A 19,706-nucleotide genomic window follows, 5' to 3' on the forward strand; every position below is an offset into this window, starting at 1 on the left:
CATGATTACCTCACTGTGAGTTGGACTTGCGGGGCGTGCAGATTCGCGCCTTGCAGGTTAACCAGCTCCATGGTGACGTCTTGTAGCGAAATGCGCTCCATCAGGGGATTGGGAATAGGAGCATCGGGGACTGCGTGCGGAGCAGGAACGCCCAACTGATCAAGTACGGCATTGATATCCTCGTTGTCCAAATCCACGTTCACCGGAATGGTGGGATGGTCTACCACCGCGGGGGTTGTCTGCAGCCCGGTCGCCAGCACGGTTACCGGCCCATCAGTAACGGTGGTTTCCACATCCCCGGTAGTCAGTTTTCCCTGTCCCACAACACTAGGAAGGGTAAGGGCGAGATTTCGCGCAGCAAGTTTATCACCCACCAGCTTGAGCGCTCGCTGCTCGCCCTGTGCCGTTTGCACCGTAACAAGCGAGGCTGTCACGTTTCCGGTCAGCGTGACATTATCAGCGGTGACAGTACTAAGTTCAGACTGTGCCAAGGCCAAATCTTCCTGCGCGCGGGTTTTCTCAGGATGGTTGACCACGCACACTGCCATAAAAACGCAGAGCACCGCGAGCGCACTTGCTTTTAACGCGCGAGGGGAAGGGCCTTGCGATAGCGAGACTAGTCTGAATAGCCTCATGCGGAAACCGCCACCTCTTTCGCCTCGGACTTTTCCTTATTCGACACCTTCTGCCGATCCTGCGGCTGCCAAGCAAAGGCGAGTGCACCGCCGATAATGCCCAACAGGCTACCGATGAGAAAGCCGCCAAGGTTTGAGGTGGGCAGCGCAATAATGGCTACAAGTATGCTCAAAACACCCAAGTAAGTCGAGGTCTCTTGCCTAAACCAGGAGCCTAAACCAAACATGATAAGTGCCGCGCCAATGAGCAACGTCGAAACACCAGAAACCGTAGAAACCATCACCAAAAGATCAGAAATACGCACAGTAATATAGGCGGGCGCGGCGATGGCGATTCCAGACAGGATAAGTAGCAGTCCACCGGCAAAGGGGCGGCGCTTGCGCCAGTGCTTAAACCGCTTCCACCGGCTCTGCTTGGTTGCTACTTGGGCAATAGCTTCGTCGTTCGCCATAGAAGCATGAGCCTCATTGGCACTTTTGACTGCGTCCGCCACCGACTGCGAAGGCTCTTTTGCCGCGTTGCCCGCCGCACTTGCAATCCCAGCAGTTCCTTCCATAGATTCAGCGGTTTCGGCACCATTATCGGGGTCAGTCACCGCAGGCATGCGCAAAGTCTCATCATCAGAGGACTTAGCAGGCATTGTTATTGCTTCCCCTCTTCACTGTCACGGTCACTCCGGAAGCAGCGAGCTTTTCCGCTCCGACCGAGGTCGTTCGAATATCATCTGCGCTCAAGGTCACCTTCTGCGCATACAGGCCCCATGAGCCTGGATCTGCTTTGTCATTAACCTGACTTGCATCGACTCCCACGTTGGCGTTGGTCAGATCCAGCTCTCCCTTAATGTCGGTCGCACCGACCAATAGGTTTCTGACCTCCACGCTGTCATCTCCGTTCGCACGGAGAGCAAAGGTGGTCTCGCCCACACCAGGAACATCCGGAAGATTGGCGGATAAGCATAGGTTAGAAGCCACGGCATGTTCGAACTTCAAGCGTGCGGCCGGAATGGTTTCCTCTCCCATTTGATCTCTATCAACAAAGATCGACAGGCCTTCACCTTCAAGGTGGCTCATATTTACCTTAAAAAAGGTTCCCGATAGGGCAATATTGGCAGTCAAACCACCCTGGGCTACCGCAAAACCTGTAACGCCGAATGCCGCGAGACCTGCAGCCAGAGCGGCCGCAAACTTTGGAATGCTTATTCTGCCCATGAAGGCACCTTTCTTTGAAAGATTACAAAGCGAAGAAACACGCCTAAAGACATCGTTTCTTCCCTGTCACCGGTGACCCATTTAAATAGGTCCCCAGTTTCCGTCTCATCCAATGCGAAAGCATCTCCGAAGGAAACATAAATCCTTGTGAGTTCTTCCAAACGACAGCACTAAATGAGATACAGAACACAAAGACTAAGGGGTTATTGCCAAGATCGCAATCCTCGACCCTAGGTTTGCCGTACAAAATCTTGGAACTCTAAGCGGTTCAAGCCAGTACACTGGCCATATTTAACCCACCTCACTACACCCCCAAATTTGTGGTTTAGGCAACAGTCCAAATGTGGCGTGTGTTACGCTACACAGCATTCAATATCAATCGAAACCAGGGAGGGCTAAAATGTCCAACTCGCTTAATGCCAGTGCATACCAAGCTCCGGAGGACAACGACCAGAACAACTCCGCTGCCCCGAGTAAGGAAAAGGAGTCGAAGCGCGAACTCCGGCGCGCCCCCTTAGGTCCAGATTCCCTGCTGTGGAAGTGGGGATCGGATAACCGCCTGCAGCTGCTGCGCGGATATACCGGCATTTTGCAGAATATGCACCCGGCCATCGGGCAATCCCTCCTGGATCACTCGAAGTTCTTCGACGAGCCATTCGCCCGCCTGCAGCGCTCCACGCCGCAGATTATTCAGTCCATCTATGACGACGGGGACATCGGCGAGCGCATCCGCGATTATCACGTCACCATTAAGGGCACGCTGAAAAATGGCGAGCGCTACCACTCTCTAAATCCAGAGACCTACTACTGGGCACATGCGACCTTTGTCTACCGTGTCATCTACGCACAAGACCTTTTCGGCACCCCGTTCACCAAGGAAGAGCGCGACCAAATCGTCCGCGAAGGCGTGACGTGGTGGGATAAGTACGGCATGTCTGAGCGTCCGGTCATCGATAACTACGATGACTTAATCAAATACATGGACGAGATGGCAGATACCGTCCTCGAACGCAATGAGACCGTTGACTTCGCACTACGTACTGCACGCGTAGAACCAGTCAAGGCTCCGGAAGGTGTTCCAGAGGCCGTGTGGAAAGTTATCTGGAAGCCGATTATGCGCAGCGCCATCTGGTTGACGGTGGCCACCTTGCCCCAGAAGTACCGCGATATCTTGGATCTCAAGTGGTCCAAGCGCGATCAAAAGCGCTTCGACCGCATTGCCAAGTCCGTCCGCTTCATCATGGATCACCTGCCAGAGGACAAGCGCTACATGGAGCCGGGTCGCTCCCTGATGATCAAAAACGGCATGATCGAGGGCAAGTACAAGGAGCCGAAGAAGATTCAAGGCTACAACGCCGCCCAGGCTAAGGACTCTGCGGCCACCGCAGAATCTACCGACAAGCCGGATTCCGATGATGCAGTAGCCGCACGCCGTGCAGCCGGCTGTCCATTCTAAAACACACCGGCTTCTTCATTGTTCGTGGGCTTTAAGCTCACGAACCTTTTCATTAATCTCCCTGGAGCGTGCATTACATGTCTTTACCCCGCCGACTACAAGAACGGCCTTTGCCACAGCATTTACTGACCGAACTGCAACATCTCACCACCAACTACTCCACCGGTTCGCTGGATAAAGGCGAACACCAAGCGGTCCATTCCCCTCTCTTCGAAGAAGAATTGGGGTGGGTTGGAGTAGGTTCCGAAGAAGACGTAGATGAAGCTTTCCGTCGTTCACGCCAAGCCCAAATGCTCTGGGCTGACACTGACGTTAAGCAACGCGTAAAGGTAATTAAGCGCTTCCATCACCTCGTGGCCAAGAACCGCGAGCTGCTGGCGGATTTCATCCAGCTGGAGACCGGTAAGGACCGCACGGCCGCCTTTGATGAGGTACTCGATGTACTGAACAACGCGCGTTATTATTCAAATAATGCGCCAAAGCTACTTGCTACACAGAAACAGCCAGGTGCATTTCCATTCATTACTAAGACTCGCCTACAGCGGGTTCCTAAGGGTGTTGTAGGGCAAATCAGCCCGTGGAACTATCCATTAGCGCTGGGCATTTCCGATGCCGTTGCGGCACTGCTTGCAGGCAACGGCATCGTGGCCAAGCCCGACGGCTCCACGCCGTTTTCTAACCTGATTTCCCTCTATCTCTTAAAGGAAGCAGGACTGCCGAAGGATCTGCTACAGATCGTCACCGGTTCCGGCCGAGTCGTCGGTTCCGCCATCGCTGAACGCTGCGATTACCTGATGTTTACCGGCTCTACCAAGACCGGCAAGATTTTGGGTACCACCGTAGGCGAGCGCCTTGTTGGATACTCCGCAGAGCTGGGCGGAAAGAACCCGATGATCATCGCGCCGGATGCAGACATCGATAAGCATATTGACACCATCGCTACCGCCTGTTTCTCAAATTCGGGCCAGCTGTGCGTTTCGATCGAACGCATCTACGTTCCCGAAGCCATCTTCGATCAATTCATTACCGCATTCCGCCGAGCAACCGAATCCATCAAACTTGGCTCTGGTTTGAACTGGGACTACACGATGGGTTCGCTCATCGGCCAAGATCAATTGGATGTAGTGCAGCACTTTGTCGATGACGCAGTAAACAAGGGTGCAACCGTTATTACCGGAGGCAAGCCCCGCCCGGATATCGGCCCCTATCACTTTGAACCCACGGTACTCACTGATTTGGGCGATGGCACCGAGCTTGCAGAGCAAGAGGTCTTTGGTCCAGTGGTATATATGCAACGCGTGCGCGATGTCGAAGAGGCAATCGAACAGGCAAATAAATTGCCCTATGGTCTAAACTCCTCCGTATTTGGCCAGCCAGAGACCGCTCAGGCCATCGCTGAGAAAATCGATGCAGGAAGTGTGACTATCAATGATGGCTACGCTTCAACGTGGGCCTCGATTTCTACCCCACTGGGTGGCGTCAAGGAATCTGGCGTTGGTCGCCGCCACGGCCACGAGGGCCTGACTAAGTACACGGAAGCAAAAAATATCTCTTCCCAAAGGATCATGCCGATGCGCGGGCCAAGCTGGCTACCCAATAAGTACTACGACACCCTGCTGAGCTCCGCATTGCGTTTAGGAAAAGCCCTGCACTTCCTACCTTAAGCGCTCGCCATAGCACCTAGGAACCACTCAATTCCCAGTAACACACTTCACATTCCATAGCTTTGTGTGTACTATCACAACTTATTCACGAAATGTGACCTACTGACTACATAAAATTCACACCATACAGCGGCCAGTAAGCGCCCTGCGAAACTCGAAAGGAACAGCATGTTCAAGCCATACCGTCGGCCGACTGTCGCAGTGGTTGGCGCCGGAGTAGCTGGATGCGCCGCGGCTTCTGAATGCGCATTCTCAGGATTCGACACCGTTCTTTTTGAACAAGAACCACATATCGGTGGTCATTTCAATTCTGCTCTAGCCACTGAGGTATCCCGGAAATACCACTTCCGTACGCCGTACCTCCGCCTCACTAGGACTGACGGCTCACCGGCTTCTGTCATTCGCCACCTTGAAAAGGCTGTCGAGGCCAGTGGCGCCGAGTTCCGTGATTCCACCGAAGTTACCGGAGCTGAATTCGACCGCGCAGAAGGACAATGGGAAATTTCCTACCTCAGTGATTCCGGCCAGGAAACCCAAGCATTCGATGTCCTGATCCGCGCCACCGGTGAGGCGTCTCCGTGGATTTCCGTTCCGGGACGTTCGAAGGCAAATGTCGACGATATGTACCTCCACCACGGTGTCGAGGTCTTTGGACTTCCTAATGCCCTCTTCGTCGACGGCCCTACCCCGCGTGATTCCTACCTCAAACGCCGCCCATTGGCTGTTATCGAGGCCCGTGCGGATCACTGCCGCCGTTACGTTCGCCAACTCGAAATTCGTGGACCCGGAGAACTAACGGTCAAGCATGATAAGTGGTTGGTCCAACCCGGAACTGTACGCGGAATCCGCGAAGTGCTCGCGGGGTTCGATGCACCGGCCCATGATTTCAAGAGAGCATCCAACTACGCCTCTGAATCCGCCTCATCAGAACGCCAGACTCAACAAAAGTCCGCTACTGCCCTTAAGGAGGCATGATGACCACTCTGAGCAATCCTGAAAGCACTGTAAACGATCAGATGACCCAAGCGTCCGATACCAATACGGAAAACCTGCCTGAGTTGGGTCCAGATTCCATCCTGTGGCAGCGCTTTGGTGACTGGCGCTCGGCATTCGTTGCCCTGTCCGCTGGTCTATTACAGATTACCCAGCGCGACGTCAGCCGTTCCTTGGTGCAGCACTCCAACGTCTTCGATAACGAGGTTGCACGCCTTGTTCGGTCCGCTTTCCCGATCATTCGCACGATTTATGAAGGCCCCGAAGTCGGCATAATGATTCGTGATTTCCATAAGGACATCAAGGGAACCCATCCAGATGGAAGCCGCTACCACCCGCTGAATCCGGATGTTTACTACTGGGCCCATGCCACCTTCGCAGCCATGCCTTACCAGTTGGCCGGCAACTTCATGGTTCCCTTAAGCCCAGAGGAACGCGAACAGCTCTTCCAAGAAACCCGTACTTGGTATACGTTCTACGGAGTTGCAGAGCCGGATGATGCACCAAAGACGTACGCAGAATTTGAAGAGTACTTGGACCTCATGATCGATACCCTCGATATCAGCGAGACCATCGAGCGCTCCCGCATTATCAACGGCCTTACCCTTGACCCCCCAGACCCTAAGGTGCCCAACTGGCTGTGGAAACCCATCGCACCCTACGCATCCCGACTGCTGCTGTGGGTTGCTATCGGTATGATTCCAGACAAGTTGCGCAATAAACTTGGCTGGGAGTGGACTAAAAAGGACGAGCGCAAGCTGAAGATTTTCTCCCGTACTGTACGTGGTATCTTCTCTGTCCTCCCACGCAAAGCACGCATGGTTCCTATTGCTACGCGCGCATTTGAAAAGGCTGAAGCCGAAGGCGGCTTCCACTACTAAAACCATTCCCCTTCACTCATTGGTATTGAATACTGACTCCCAGATTCGCGGCTTTAGGCCTTAAGGTAGATAACAACGTGGAGTATCAGTAGTGAAGGAGCACGAATGACCACCGTGTTCGGTTGGATTGCTATAGCCGCATCGATTCCGGTGTGGCTATACTTTTTCGCCCGCGCCGGGGCGCTCATTAAGTTCATCCGCTCGGGCGGGCCCACCCAACTAGAGCGCACCAATAGCCCCGTAAAACGCCTTTGGCGCGTGCTGGTTGAGGTCTTCGGCCACACCCACTTCAAGGGCAAACCACTGGTCAACGCTGCCCACTGGTTAGTCATGGTGGGCTTCTTATTCGGCATCCTGGTCTGGTTTGAGGCCTATATCCAAACCTTCGCCCCGGATCAAGGATGGCCGGGCTTAAGCACCTGGACGGTCTATCACTTCGTGGAAGAAGTGCTCGGCATCGGCACGGTGCTAGGCATCTGCTTCCTGATAAGCGTGCGCCTGAAACTAGGCGATACCGAGCGCGGCAGCCGCTTTTTCAACTCTCAAACGGCAGCGGCCCGCTGGGTGGAGGCCATCGTCTTCATCGAGGGCCTCAGCATGCTCCTGGTCAAGGCCTCCAAGATCGCGGCCTTTGGTCACGGTTCCGCAGTCGCGGATTTCTTGACTATTCACCTGGCTAAGGCGCTACCCGAATCCCCGGCACTGGTCAGCTTCTTCGCCCTGGTCAAGCTGCTATCCGGGCTCCTCTTCATCTTCTTTATCGCCCGCAACTTCCAGTGGGGTGTCATGTGGCACCGCTTCATGGCGTTTTTCAATATCTTTTTCCAGCGCAATACCTCTGGGGAAAAGGCGCTCAAATCCCTGCCCACCCCGGACCTGGAAGAAGACATCACCCCTGGCAGCTGGAAGATGCTGCTGGATTCGACCGCATGCACCGAGTGCGGCCGCTGCCAGGAGCTGTGCCCCGCCTGGAATACCGATAAGCCGCTCAGCCCCAAAAAGGTCATGATGGACCTGCGCCAAGGCGCGCTGGATAATTACAACCCACACGAGGGCCTCGATGTGCTCTCGATGGCTGGTGTCATCGACGATGACGTCCTGTGGTCCTGCACCAATTGCGGGGCCTGCGTGGATCAGTGCCCCACCGATATCGAGCACATCGACCATATTGCAGACCTGCGCCGCTTCAAGGTCTTGGCGGAATCCGATTTCCCATCGGAGCTCACCGGCCTATTTAAAAACATGGAGACCAAGGGCAACCCTTGGGGCCGCAATAATTCCGAGCGACGCGCCTGGATTGATGAGGCGCGTGCCGATGGCATCGAGGTACCCATCATTGGCGAGGACGCCACCGATTTCTCCGATATGGAATACCTCCTCTGGGTAGGCTGCGCCGGCGCTTATGACGACAATGGCCGCCGCACCACCCGCGCCGTCGTGGATCTGCTGCACACCGCTGGCGTGAAGTTCGGCGTGCTTTCTACCGGCGAGACCTGCACCGGCGACCCCGCCCGCCGCGCCGGCAACGAGTTCTTGTTCCAGATGATGGCGCAACAAAACGTCGAAACCCTCAACAACGCTTTCGAGGGCGTACCCAAAGGCCAGCGGAAAATCATCACGACCTGCCCGCACTGCTTTAATACCATCCGCAATGAGTACCCGGACTTTGACGGGCATTTCGATGTCTTCCACCACACGCAGCTGCTCAACCGCCTGGTGCGCGAAAAGCTCCTACAGCCGGTTCCGCGCACCCCGGAAAACCGGAAGCCCATCACCTATCACGATCCATGCTTCCTGGGCCGGCACAATAAGGTCTTCGATCCCCCGCGTGAGCTTCTCCAGGCCACCGGCGTGGAGTTGCGCGAAATGGACAAGTCCCGCGATGAGGCCTTCTGCTGCGGTGCCGGCGGCGCCCGCATGTTCATGGAAGAAAAGCTGGGCTCTCGCATCAATGAGTTCCGCACGGAGCAGGCGCTCGAGACCGGCGCCGAGGAAATCGCCACTGGCTGCCCGTTCTGCAATGTCATGATGACCGGCGGCGTGAAGTCTTTGGCCACCGAATCCACCCCCACCACCCAGGTCAACGACGTGGCCACCATGCTGCGCAATTCCATTTCCCTGGATGACAAGGGCACTCTTCCCAAGCCCCGCCCCAAGGCCTTTTTGGGCACCCCAGTGCGCCACCGCGCGGCTTCAACCACTACCCCCGATGCCCCCAAGGCGCCCGCGCCTGCCGATGCCCCCTCCTCTACCAACACCCCCACTGCCGCGACGCCACCTGCTGCGCCCGCCGCTCCAGCAGCCCCCTCTGCTCCGGCGGCACCTCCAGCCCCCGGTGCTGCGACGCCATCGGCACCATCGGCGCCAAAGGATCCTTCTACCCCGGCTGCTCCCAAGGCCCCTTCGGCTCCCAACGCACCCAGTGCACCAACCGCACCGAGCGCGCCGCAGCCCACTAATGCCCCGGCGGCGCCTACTCCACCTGCCGCACCGAGCGCCCCCTCTGCCCCCAGCGTGCCAACCCCACCGAGCGCTCCCACGCCGCCTGCGGTTCCTAAGGACCCTACTGCTCCTGCAGCTCCGAGCGCTCCAGCAGCACCCAGCGCCCCTGCAGCTCCGAGCGCTCCAGCAGCGCCAAGTGCTCCAACGGCTCCGAGTGCCCCAACTCCGCCGGCTGCTCCAAGTGCGAAGGCACCCGCGGCACCCCAGCCGCCTCGTGCCCCGCAGCCACCGGCTGAACCGCAAGAACCAGCTGCGCCGAAACCACCTGCAGCTCCACAGCCGCCGAAGGCTCCGCAAGATGCCAAGGCACCACAGGCTCCGGCAGCGCCAAAGCCACCGCGCGCTGACAAGAAACCCGAGGCAGCTGCGCCACCCGCATCCCCTGCCCCGCCAGCCCCGTCGGGTCCACCGGCTCCACCGGCAGCGGCCACACCACCTGCGCCACCGACACCACCGGCACCACCGGCGCCATCGGCAAGCGCAGAGCCTCCCAAGGCCCCCAAGCCACCTAAACCGCCGGAGCCACCCACACCACCGAAAGACGCGAATACCGAGTAGGCATGTGCAGGGGTGAGTGCGTACGCTGTGATCCATGCATTTAGATGTGGGATGGGCTGCGGATACTGTTGTTCTCGCAGCAGGTGCGACGGAAAACACCACTAGCCTCGTTTCCTTTGCCTGGATCATGCTTGCGGCGCTACTGGCGCCGATAGTGTCGTTCATGTTGGGCAACCGGCTGCCGGCCGTTGCCCTTTTGATCATCTTTGGCATGGTCATCGGCCCATCGCTTTTGGATGTCGCCCATGAGGATGCCGGCATCAGCATGCTGAAAGAGCTGGGTGTTGGTGCGCTCTTCTTGCTCGCAGGTTTTGAGATCGAGATTTCTACGCTCAAGACCAAAGAGGCGGGAACTGCGCTATCCACCTGGCTTATCTGCCTAGTGGCCTGTGGCGTTGGTGCATACTTCTTGGTCGATAATGTCCCTGGCGCCATCGTGGTAGCACTCGCGCTGACGTCCACAGCACTGGGAACGCTGCAACCAATGTTGAAACAGGACCGCGTGCTCGAGACCAAAGTGGGCAAATCGGTCATGATTCACGGCGCTATTGGTGAGGTCGCCCCCATTACCGCGATGGCGCTTTTGCTCAGCACGCGCTCCACGTGGACCACGCTGCTGATTATGCTCGCGTTCATCGGCATCGCCGTGGCTGTTGCCATCATGCCGGCGGCCATTGCCACGACGATTCCGTGGGTTAAAGCGGCGTTTATCTCCGGTGCGGGGTCTACCAACCAGACCATTTTGCGCCTTATCATCCTGATCCTTGCCACCCTCATGGCCGTCACGGCGGTCTTTGAGCTCGACATCGTGCTGGGCGCCTTCGCCGCCGGCATCATCTTGAACCGCATCATTCCGGATGAATTCCATCGCCGGCTGGAGCACCGCCTCGATGTGGTCTTCCACTCCATGCTCATCCCGGTATTCTTCGTGGTCTCTGGCATGACGATTAACTGGGATACCATCGCCAATAATCCGGGGAAGGTGCTGGGCATCCCGGCGCTTATTCTCGTTACCCGCGGCCTGCCGGTATTCCTGCGCGAGAATGTGGGCCACACCGGCTCCGAAATCGAAACGGTGCGCGAGCGCCTCCAGGTCAGTTTGTACACGGCGACCGGCCTGCCGATCATCGTCGCGGTGACGTCGCTGGCGGTTAATTCGGAATTGATGAAGCAAGAAACCGCCTCGATCTTCGTCGCCGGTGGCGCATTAACCGTCGCCATCTTCCCGTTCCTGGCCAACCTGGTGGGAAGGAAGAACTCCAAGACGGTTGATGAATCCGATCCACAGAAGAAATCCGATTCTGACGAGGACGATAAGGAAGAAGAGTCGCAAGAGCTCTAATCTGTGTACTCCACGCTAAAGGCCATGCCCTGCCACCGCGGCAGGGCATATTCTTTTTGAATCAGCTTGTCTATTATGGTGGCTGTGACTAATAGCTACGGACCCTCCCCCTATGACCGGACACTGCGTCTATCCGATTCAGAGCGCAACGATGCCCTGACCGATCTAGCCCGCGCAGTGGGCGAAGGCCGCTTATCCATGGACGAGTTTGAGGAGCGCTCCGATAGCGTCATGCAGGCCGTGACCCAAAAGGACCTGGCACCGATCTTTAGCGATATCCCTGCGACCGGCTCGCAAGAGGTAAAGATCTACTCCCAAGGCGATGTGGACCGCGCCTATAATGCCGCAAAGAAGCCGCGCATCGCTACGGCGCTGACCAGCTCGGTGGCCCTACTGGTGGCATCGCCTACTCTTGTCTTGCTCAGCGCCACCATGAATAGCCCTTGGTTGCTAGCGGGCGGTGCCGTGGCCGCAGCGCTCATCCCCATCGTGTGGATCCTGTTGTATGTGGCCAAGGTGGGCCCGGAATCCTGGCACGCCCCGTCGGTGCGGCAAATTGAGCGCCAACAGCAGCGCGAAATCCGTGCGCTGACGGCACACGAGCGAGCGCATCAAAAAGAATTAGAGAAGAAAATGTGGGCCCAACGCCGCCAGCAGGCCGGAGAAATTACCGGTCAGGCTATGGAAATGGCGAAGAAACAAATCAGCAAGTGGAATAATAAATAGCGCTGAGGTGCGCTGCAATATTTCTTAGCGCTGTGAAAGATGGCACAATATGGCCATGACTTCTCCCAAACCCCGCATCTTTGACCAGTCCGAAAAATTAAAGGGCATCGCTTACGATATTCGCGGTGAGGTCTCAGCGGAAGCGGAGAGAATGGAACTGGACGGCCACACCATCCTCAAGCTCAATACCGGCAACCCCGCCGTCTTTGGCTTCGATGCACCCGATGTCATCATGCGCGATATGATCGGCGCGCTGCCCACCTCCCAGGGCTACTCCACCTCTAAAGGCATTACCTCGGCCCGGCGGTCCATCGTCACGCGCTATGAGCTCGAAGACTTCCCTCATTTTGATATCAACGATGTCTTCTTGGGCAATGGCGTATCAGAACTAATCACCATGACCACCCAGGCGCTGCTCAATAACGGCGATGAGATCCTCATCCCGGCACCCGATTACCCGCTGTGGACGGCGGCAACCTCGCTGGCCGGCGGCACCCCAGTGCACTACCTGTGCGATGAGGAAGACGACTGGAACCCATCCATCGAGGACATTAGGTCCAAGGTCACCGAAAAGACCAAGGCCATCGTGGTTATCAACCCGAATAACCCAACCGGCGCGGTGTATTCGCGCGAGGTCCTGCAGCAGATCGTGGACATCGCCAGGGAGCACAACCTGCTGATTTTGGCCGATGAGATTTATGACCGCATCCTTTATGACGATGCGAAGCATATCTCCATCGCCTCGCTGGCCCCCGATCTCTTGACCTTTACCTTTAATGGCCTATCCAAGGCCTACCGCGTCTGTGGTTACCGCGCGGGCTGGATGGTCATTACGGGCCCGAAGCACCATGCGCACGGGCTTATCGAGGGCCTCGAATTGCTGGCCGGTACCCGCCTGTGCCCGAATGTTCCTGCCCAACATGCCATCCAGGTGGCGCTGGGCGGGCGCCAATCCATCTACGAGCTCACCGGAGCGGGGGGACGACTGCTGCGCCAGCGCGATATCGCCTACGACAAGATCAATGAGATCCCCGGTGTGTCCGCGGTAAAGCCCAAGGGCGCGCTGTACCTCTTCCCGCGCCTGGATCCCAATGTCTATGAGATTCACGATGATTCCAAGCTCATGTTGGACATCCTCAAGGCCGAAAAGATCCTCATGGTCCAAGGCACCGGCTTCAACTGGCCGCACCCGGATCACTTCCGCGTGGTCACGCTGCCCTGGGCTTCCCAGCTGGAAAACGCCATCGAGCGCTTGGGCAATTTCTTGGTAAGCTACCGCCAATAGCACCCCAGCAGGCGATTGGTAATTGCAGTAATAATCGTTCACAATACACCGTATGGGACGGCATTCCTCGGTTTCTAATTCCGCATCGGACTCGGCTTCGCGGCATCGGCAAGCGCAGCGTCGATCTGGGTCCAGCGGGCACGCGCCAGGCCAGTCGGCGTTGGAACGCCTAAATCCACGTCAGCTGGCGCAGGAGGTATCCGGCCACCCGTGGCGCGTTGGCCTGGTCACTGCCATCGGTACGGCCCTTGTCGCCATGCTGATTGGCCTCGTCCTGCTGTGGCCCTCTAGTGCTGCCTCAGAGCACACTTCGGAGGAGTTCGAGTCCACCTACGCGCTGAACCACCCGCAGGTTGAGGCAACAGTGGAAAAGACCGACCATTCCGCGTGCCAATCGGAGCAGACCGGCCTGGCCTTCGATACCCCGCCGCTGATTCCGGAAAAGGAAGAGGTGGACTGTGACCGGGCGCTGGTGAAGATCACCTCCGGCGAGGACGAGGGAAAGATGACCCAATTGGTCACCTACGGCAACGCGGGCGACCCGGAGCTAAAACCGGGCGATAATATCGTGCTGTCCAAGGCCACCGATCCCACCGGATCCGTATCGTATGCCTTTGCCGATTATCAGCGCAGCAATAGCCTCCTGCTGTGGGGAGTGGTCATCGCTATTGTCATCATCGCTTTCGCGGCCTGGCATGGGGTGCGCGCGATCATCGGCTTGGGGCTGAGCCTTGGCATCGTCTTCAGCTTCCTCATCCCAGCGCTCATCGCGGGCACCAATCCCCTGTGGGTGGCGCTCGCCGCCTGTACCGCCATCATTCTCCTTGCCGTGCCGCTGGTCCACGGCGTGAATTGGAAATCCGCCTCCGCGGTGGGCGGTTCCCTGACTGCGCTTGCCATCGCCGCGTTCCTTGCGTGGGCAGCCATCGATAGTTCGCAACTACAAGGCTATAGCTCCGAAGACAACCTCAAGCTGCTGCTGTATATGCCCAATGTGTCCATCCTGGGCGTACTGCTGTGCGGTTTCGTCGTCGGCGCATTGGGCAGCCTTGCCGATGTCGCCATCGCCCAAGCCTCCACCATCACCGAGCTGCACGAATCCGATTCCGCGGCCTCACCGCTCGAGCTTTTCCTATCCGCCATGAGGGTCGGCCGCGACCACATCGCCTCGATGGTCTATACCCTCATTTTGACCTATACCGGCGCCGCATTGCCCCTACTCCTGCTCATCACCGCCGCCGAACGCCCCGCGGGGCAAATTCTCAGCAGCGATCTCGTCGCCACCGAGCTCCTGCGCTCCGGCGTCGGCGCCATGGCGCTGACCCTCGCGGTACCGATTACCACGCTGATTGCCGCGTTTACCGTCCCGTCACGCCGCCGTTAGAACGTGCGGCCCAGCGCCTGAATCTTCCAACCGGCGTTGGACCAAGCCGCAACGTCGAGCACATTGCGGCCATCGATAATGTGCCTATTATCCACGAGCTCGCCAGCCTCGTTCGGGTCCAGCTCCTTAAATTGCTGCCATTCGGTGGCCAGGATGACCAACTCCGCCTCCCGCAAGGCGGATTCCGTATCGGCGGCATAGTCCAAGGTGGGAAAAACCTTCTTGGCGTTGTCCATGCCCTCGGGGTCATAGACGGTTACCGCGGCACCCGCCAAGGACAAGGACCCAGCGACCGAAAGCGCCGGGGAATCCCGCACATCGTCCGAGTTCGGCTTAAAGGCACAGCCCAGCACGGTAACGCGGTGGCCCAAGAGCGATCCATTGAAGGCTTCTTTAGACAGATCCACCATGCGGTCGCGCCGGCGCATATTAATCGCGTCCACCTCGCGCAGGAAGGTCAGCGCTTGATCGGCGCCGAGCTCACCGGCGCGCGCCATAAAGGCGCGAATATCCTTAGGCAGGCAACCACCGCCAAAGCCCAGGCCCGCGCCGAGGAACTTGCGTCCAATGCGCTTGTCTATGCCAATGGCATCCGCCAGCGCTACCACGTCCGCCCCCGCGATCTCACAAATCTCAGAGACCGCATTGATGAAGGAAATCTTGGTGGCCAAAAAGGCGTTGGCGGAGACTTTTACTAACTCTGCGGTCTGCAGATCGGTCGCGATGAAGGGTGTGTCCTGCGCTAGCGGCTGCGCGTAAATCTCGCGGGCAAGCTCTTCCGCGCGGGATTCTGATTCGCGGGTGCCAATGACAATGCGGTCCGGGGTAATGGTGTCGTGCACCGCATAACCTTCGCGCAAAAATTCCGGGTTCCACGCGATTTCCACGCGGGTTCCCTCGGGCGCCAAACCATCCGCAAGTTCTTGTAGTTCCGCCGCCGTACCTACCGGAACAGTGGATTTGCCGAAGATAACGTGTTCCCCGCGCAGCTTGGGTACCAAGTCCGTGATGACAGCCTTGACATAGGTCATGTCTGCCGCATAGGAACCGCGGCGCTGCGGGGTTCCCACGCCCAGAAAGTGCACGTTGGCGAACTGCGCGGCCGCGTTATAATCCGTGCTAAACCCTAAGAGCCCAGCATCAATATTGCGCTCGAGCACCTCCGGCAACCCCGGCTCAAAAAACGGAACCTTGCCCGATTGCAAGACGGAAATCTTATCCTCGTCTACATCGACGCCTAAAACTTCATGCCCCAATTCCGCCATGCAGGCGGCGTGGGTGGCACCCAGGTAACCGGTGCCAATAACAGTCATCCGCATAAAACCTCATCCTAGAGATTTTATGTAAATACCAGATTAATCCCTGCGGAAGTTCAAGTAAGACTTTGATGGCGTTGGCCCGCGCTGGCCCTGGTATTTCGATCCCAAAGCACCCGTGCCATAGGGGCTTTCTGCCGGCGAGGTCATCTTAAAGATGGCCAGCTGGCCCACTTTCATCCCCGGCCACAACGCAATGGGCAGGTTCGCGGTATTAGAAAGCTCCAGGGTGATGTGCCCGGAAAAACCGGGATCGATAAAGCCCGCGGTGGAGTGGGTTAAAAGGCCCAGCCGTCCCAGCGAGGACTTGCCCTCCAGCCGTCCAGCCAGGTCAGCCGGGAGGGTGAATTTCTCCAGCGTGGCACCAAGGACAAACTCGCCGGGGTGGAGAATAAAAGATTGCTCCTCTTCTACCTCCACCAAGGTGGTAAGCTCCGGCATCTCCTCTTTGGGGTCAATGTGCGTATAGCGGGAGTTATTGAATACGCGGAAGTACTTATCCAAGCGCACGTCAACGGAAGAAGGCTGGATAAGCTCACTATCAAAGGGCTCGATGCCCAGCTCTCCGGAATCAATGGCGGAACGAATATCACGATCTGAAAGAAGCACGGCCCCGATTCTACTCAATCGCCTGCCCTAGGTGTATAGTAGGGAAAGCGCATTTAGCGCAGTGCCGACGTAGTTTAATGGTAGAACTGCAGCTTCCCAAGCTGCTGGCGCGGGTTCGATTCCCGTCGTCGGCTCCACTCAAAAAATCGCCACTAGCTGCACAAATACATTTTAAAGGCGGGCCTGTACTGACCCTGTACTCAAGCTTGTGTAGCTGAATGTGTAGCTAAAAAGAATCTAGCGCCCCTGCTTCACGTTGATGTGAACCAGCGGGGCATCATCGACCCGTGGCCTCACGGTGCAATACCAGCTCGACCGGAGCGATGCACCGAACTTGTTATCCGAGTCCACGTAGCCACGGATTTGCCAGTATTCGCCGTCGTTTTCCTTTTTCTGGATATCTAGCTCATTTTTGTCTGCGAAGTCCGCGGAGGCGGGGGAGGTGAGTTTTTTAGTGATGCGGTTCTGGCAGTCGTCGATAGCTTCGTCGATGGTCATGCCGTTGATTTGATCTGCCTCGGTCATGCAGGCAGTGACCGTGAGGGTGAGGGCGGTGAGGGAGAGTGCGAGGGTTGTCTTTTTCATGGGGTTCACCATATATGGGCTTGAGCGTGTTTTACAATGTGTAACAGTGTGATATACACCACAAGTAAACCGACTTTACAACGTAGCCCGGTTGCTATACACTTAGAGATGTAAGCAAGAGAGCAACACCAGAAAAGGAAACAGCAATGACCGCCTACACCACCCGCAATGAAGCAATCGACCAGGAAATCATCGCCCCACTCGGAGAGTACGCAGACCAGCACGATATCGACGCCATTGCAGACGCAGTGCTCACCACCACCGGCGAGGGCATCGACTACCGCTACACCCTGCGCGACGATGTGGATTTCTGGGACATTGTCGCCCAGCACGCCCTATAAAATTCACAAAAATTCAAAGCAGCCTAGATGGTCACCCGCGGGGGTTCGACTCCCCCGCTAGGCACAAAGCGCCCGCCCCGGCGCTACCACCCCCTACATTTCGGAAATTCCGAACAACCCCCTAGAAAGGATATTTTTATGTACAGTCTCACCACTCCGAATAAAGATTTCACGCTCACCGGCGACACGCTGGAGGAATTGCGCGAAAAGCTCATTGATTTTCATGAGGAGAATCGGCGCGACCCCCAGTACGGCTACTACCTAGACCAATTCGAGGCGGTCTACCCCCGCGATGAATCGGAGCTAGATGACGATGAGGAGCCGGTAGTGCCCCGCGCCCTGACCTCTGAGATTCTAGAGGGTATGGCCTGCATGGTCTGGGATGTGCCCACTGTCTCCCTCCGCGAGGAGGATGGCACCGACATTCACCGCCTCGGGGATACTCTGCACTACATGCTCGACATGGACGCGGATGCGGCGGTCGATATCCTGCGCGAATACATCAGCCAGGTAGAGGATATAGACGGCCGCGAAATCGATGAGGATGCGATTTGTGAGCAGGATGCCGATTTCCTCATCGGGGCGGTGAAAAGCGCCCGCGCCGCTGGTGACCTAGGGCAAAAAGAGCTCTTCGCGCTGGAAGACGCCGCGAGCGAGTACCAGTACGCGGTCGATATAGCCGAGGGCCTACGGCAGGAGCGAGACCGCGCTATCCGCGCCGCGCTAGCTGCTGGCGCTACGCAATCCCAGGTAGCCCGCGCCGCTGGGGTCAGTCGGCAGGCCATTTCAAAAATGAGCCGCTAATGCAGGTAGGAGACCCGGACGGGTATGGCCGCTACGGCCTCATAGATGAGGATGATGGCGGCCTACTCTGCCATGAATGCGGCAAGCGATATCGGCACCTATCCACCCATATCGCGATGGGGCACAAAATGCGGGTGGCGGACTATAGGCGGGCGCATGGCTTGCACGCTAAACGGCCTTTGGCGGCCCGCTCTGTGCGGGATAATATGCGCCGCTCTTGGGATGAGCACCGCGACCAGCATTTAGCCGATCTGGATAAATATCGCGACCCGGCTAAAGCGATCGAGGCATCACGGGAGGCGACCCGGAATAAGTCGGCCGGGGCCACGGCGGGCCAAAAGGCATCGCTACAGCGCCGCCGGGGCCGCCCCCTCACCGAGGATGAGGTTACTGCCCTACAGTCCACCGCCACCATCGGCGAGTGGTGCCAGGTGGCATACCGCATACTGGATGACCCGGCGGTATCAATCAGTTCCCTCGCCCATTCTGTCGGGATGAAGCCCGTTACGGCGCATCATCGATTGGCGAAGCGGCGCCCGCCGGGGTGGGAGTCACCGGGTGCTGGTAATCGGGTGCGGCCGAAAGACCCCTAAAACGACGAAAAGACCCCACCCGGGGCGGGGTGGGGTTTATCCGTTAATAACATCATCGTGCACATCGGGCGGGAGCTGCGCGGAATCTAGCTCCACATCATGCTTTTGAGTGATACGGCGCAGCCCATTAACAGCAGCCCAATACTTCCGGCGGGTAGTCTCCACAATCTCCTGTAGGGACTCCACCCGGTCACGAAGAGCGTCAATCTGGTCAGACTGGGACTTCAACTCCTCCTGCTGCGCGTCAATGCGCCGCATGATGGAGTCGGTAAACGCTTTCCACTCGGGCTTATCGGCCTCTATGCGTTTAGCGTCCCGTGTAGCAGCGGCTGTGACTTTCGTGCCGAGGTAGGTGAGGATGGCGGCACCTATGACGCCGATGAGCGTTGCGGCCTCACCGCTAATATTCATGATGCCCCCTTGTACTCGGGTACCTCCAGCTTGTCGGGGGCGCGGCCCCTACCAAACGCCCACAATGCCAAAAGCGTGATGGTGGCGTAGCCGATAGCGGTGACCCACCCGCGACCGCCAGAGATAATGAAAGACACTGCCCACATGAAATGAATTCCGATGCCCAGGCCGACGGCCAGGGGGCGGGCGTGCCGCAATGGGATGGCAGCGAGACAAAAAATACCCACAGCGAGCCATACCCACGACCACGTGGACGGTTCCGCAAGCGTCTCCAAAAAATGAGCTGGCTTGCGGCGTTGATCCACAATCATCGGCAGGTAGGAAGAACCGCGCACGATGACGGAGATACCAATTATCGCGAGGCCAGCGGCATCACTCGTGAGCCACGCACGCATCTTGCAGGAATCCATAC

At 57.6% G+C, this 19,706-nt stretch carries 20 protein-coding genes and 1 tRNA gene; 13 read left to right on the top strand and 8 right to left on the bottom strand.

The annotated features are described in order from the left end of the window. Nucleotides 1-5: 5 nt before the first annotated feature. Genes HMPREF1267_RS11250 through HMPREF1267_RS11260 form a run of 3 tightly spaced genes read right to left on the bottom strand, consistent with a single transcriptional unit; the run spans nt 6 to nt 1,844 of the window. Nucleotides 6-635 carry a hypothetical protein gene (locus HMPREF1267_RS11250; RefSeq protein WP_023029329.1) on the bottom strand — a complete coding sequence of 210 codons (630 nt, stop codon included), beginning with the start codon at nt 633-635 and terminating at the stop codon, nt 6-8. Continuing rightward, entirely contained in the window at nt 632-1,276 is a 645-nt protein-coding gene (locus HMPREF1267_RS11255; RefSeq protein ID WP_023029330.1) for a DUF6114 domain-containing protein, read from the bottom strand. Before HMPREF1267_RS11255 ends, HMPREF1267_RS11250 begins: the two co-directional genes overlap by 4 nt. After that, nucleotides 1,266-1,844, bottom strand: a complete 579-nt coding sequence (locus tag HMPREF1267_RS11260; protein WP_005279354.1) for a DUF6230 family protein — start codon at nt 1,842-1,844, stop codon at nt 1,266-1,268. Before HMPREF1267_RS11260 ends, HMPREF1267_RS11255 begins: the two co-directional genes overlap by 11 nt. Before the next feature lie 400 nt (nt 1,845-2,244). Here HMPREF1267_RS11260 and HMPREF1267_RS11265 point away from each other — a divergent pair, with 400 nt between their 5' ends. The 9 genes from HMPREF1267_RS11265 to HMPREF1267_RS11305 all read left to right on the top strand — a co-directional run bounded on the left by HMPREF1267_RS11265 (nt 2,245) and on the right by HMPREF1267_RS11305 (nt 14,635). Further along, on the top strand, nt 2,245-3,300 hold the full coding sequence (locus HMPREF1267_RS11265; RefSeq protein WP_023018073.1) for an oxygenase MpaB family protein: 1,056 nt from the start codon (nt 2,245-2,247) through the stop codon (nt 3,298-3,300). Nucleotides 3,301-3,377: 77 nt separating this feature from the next. Then, nucleotides 3,378-4,964, top strand: a complete 1,587-nt coding sequence (locus tag HMPREF1267_RS11270) for a succinic semialdehyde dehydrogenase (protein ID WP_023029331.1) — start codon at nt 3,378-3,380, stop codon at nt 4,962-4,964. A 168-nt stretch (nt 4,965-5,132) separates the two neighbouring features. Continuing rightward, nucleotides 5,133-5,939, top strand: coding sequence for an FAD-dependent oxidoreductase (locus HMPREF1267_RS11275; RefSeq protein WP_023029332.1), 807 nt, complete (start codon nt 5,133-5,135; stop codon nt 5,937-5,939). Continuing rightward, nucleotides 5,936-6,838 carry an oxygenase MpaB family protein gene (locus HMPREF1267_RS11280; RefSeq protein ID WP_034654502.1) on the top strand — a complete coding sequence of 301 codons (903 nt, stop codon included), beginning with the start codon at nt 5,936-5,938 and terminating at the stop codon, nt 6,836-6,838. Before HMPREF1267_RS11275 ends, HMPREF1267_RS11280 begins: the two co-directional genes overlap by 4 nt. A 105-nt stretch (nt 6,839-6,943) precedes the next feature. Beyond that, nucleotides 6,944-9,898: a (Fe-S)-binding protein gene (locus tag HMPREF1267_RS11285; RefSeq protein ID WP_023029333.1), complete on the top strand. Its 2,955-nt coding sequence runs from the start codon at nt 6,944-6,946 to the stop codon at nt 9,896-9,898. A 34-nt stretch (nt 9,899-9,932) separates the two neighbouring features. Continuing rightward, nucleotides 9,933-11,240 (top strand): cation:proton antiporter, encoded by a 1,308-nt coding sequence (locus HMPREF1267_RS11290; protein ID WP_023029334.1) that lies wholly within the window; start codon nt 9,933-9,935, stop codon nt 11,238-11,240. 75 nt (nt 11,241-11,315) lie between these two features. Beyond that, nucleotides 11,316-11,966, top strand: coding sequence for a DUF1707 domain-containing protein (locus tag HMPREF1267_RS11295; protein WP_023029335.1), 651 nt, complete (start codon nt 11,316-11,318; stop codon nt 11,964-11,966). 49 nt (nt 11,967-12,015) lie between these two features. Beyond that, nucleotides 12,016-13,251 (top strand): pyridoxal phosphate-dependent aminotransferase, encoded by a 1,236-nt coding sequence (locus HMPREF1267_RS11300; RefSeq protein WP_023018080.1) that lies wholly within the window; start codon nt 12,016-12,018, stop codon nt 13,249-13,251. A gap of 256 nt (nt 13,252-13,507) precedes the next feature. Next, a complete protein-coding gene (locus tag HMPREF1267_RS11305) occupies nt 13,508-14,635 on the top strand; it encodes a YibE/F family protein (protein WP_232215158.1) in 1,128 nt (375 codons plus the stop codon). Here HMPREF1267_RS11305 and HMPREF1267_RS11310 read toward each other — a convergent pair. Further along, complete coding sequence (locus HMPREF1267_RS11310; protein WP_023029337.1) at nt 14,632-15,954, bottom strand: UDP-glucose/GDP-mannose dehydrogenase family protein; 1,323 nt, start codon at nt 15,952-15,954, stop codon at nt 14,632-14,634. The two genes, HMPREF1267_RS11305 and HMPREF1267_RS11310, sit on opposite strands and share 4 nt — an antisense overlap. Nucleotides 15,955-15,990: 36 nt before the next feature. Beyond that, nucleotides 15,991-16,560 (bottom strand): dCTP deaminase, encoded by a 570-nt coding sequence (gene dcd, locus HMPREF1267_RS11315; protein WP_023029338.1) that lies wholly within the window; start codon nt 16,558-16,560, stop codon nt 15,991-15,993. A gap of 63 nt (nt 16,561-16,623) precedes the next feature. Here dcd and HMPREF1267_RS11320 point away from each other — a divergent pair. Further along, a tRNA-Gly gene (locus tag HMPREF1267_RS11320) sits at nt 16,624-16,697 on the top strand. Nucleotides 16,698-16,797: 100 nt separating this feature from the next. Here HMPREF1267_RS11320 and HMPREF1267_RS11325 read toward each other — a convergent pair. Beyond that, the gene (locus HMPREF1267_RS11325) at nt 16,798-17,145 is read right to left on the bottom strand and encodes a hypothetical protein (RefSeq protein WP_034667276.1); all 348 of its coding nucleotides are present in this window, start codon (nt 17,143-17,145) and stop codon (nt 16,798-16,800) included. A 146-nt stretch (nt 17,146-17,291) separates the two neighbouring features. Here HMPREF1267_RS11325 and HMPREF1267_RS11330 point away from each other — a divergent pair, with 146 nt between their 5' ends. From HMPREF1267_RS11330 to HMPREF1267_RS11340, 3 genes are all read left to right on the top strand, one after another. Then, complete coding sequence (locus tag HMPREF1267_RS11330; RefSeq protein ID WP_023029340.1) at nt 17,292-17,486, top strand: hypothetical protein; 195 nt, start codon at nt 17,292-17,294, stop codon at nt 17,484-17,486. A 138-nt stretch (nt 17,487-17,624) separates the two neighbouring features. Beyond that, nucleotides 17,625-18,290, top strand: a complete 666-nt coding sequence (locus HMPREF1267_RS11335; RefSeq protein ID WP_023029341.1) for a hypothetical protein — start codon at nt 17,625-17,627, stop codon at nt 18,288-18,290. Further along, nucleotides 18,290-18,883: a MucR family transcriptional regulator gene (locus HMPREF1267_RS11340; protein WP_023029342.1), complete on the top strand. Its 594-nt coding sequence runs from the start codon at nt 18,290-18,292 to the stop codon at nt 18,881-18,883. Before HMPREF1267_RS11335 ends, HMPREF1267_RS11340 begins: the two co-directional genes overlap by 1 nt. 36 nt (nt 18,884-18,919) lie before the next feature. On the opposite strand, the gene HMPREF1267_RS11345 is transcribed toward HMPREF1267_RS11340, so the two are convergent. Next, on the bottom strand, nt 18,920-19,294 hold the full coding sequence (locus HMPREF1267_RS11345) for a hypothetical protein (protein ID WP_023029343.1): 375 nt from the start codon (nt 19,292-19,294) through the stop codon (nt 18,920-18,922). After that, a complete protein-coding gene (locus tag HMPREF1267_RS12380; RefSeq protein WP_023029344.1) occupies nt 19,291-19,704 on the bottom strand; it encodes a hypothetical protein in 414 nt (137 codons plus the stop codon). Before HMPREF1267_RS12380 ends, HMPREF1267_RS11345 begins: the two co-directional genes overlap by 4 nt. Nucleotides 19,705-19,706: the final 2 nt, after the last annotated feature.

The organism is Corynebacterium sp. KPL1824 (assembly GCF_000478095.1).
GTDB lineage: Bacteria > Actinomycetota > Actinomycetes > Mycobacteriales > Mycobacteriaceae > Corynebacterium > Corynebacterium accolens.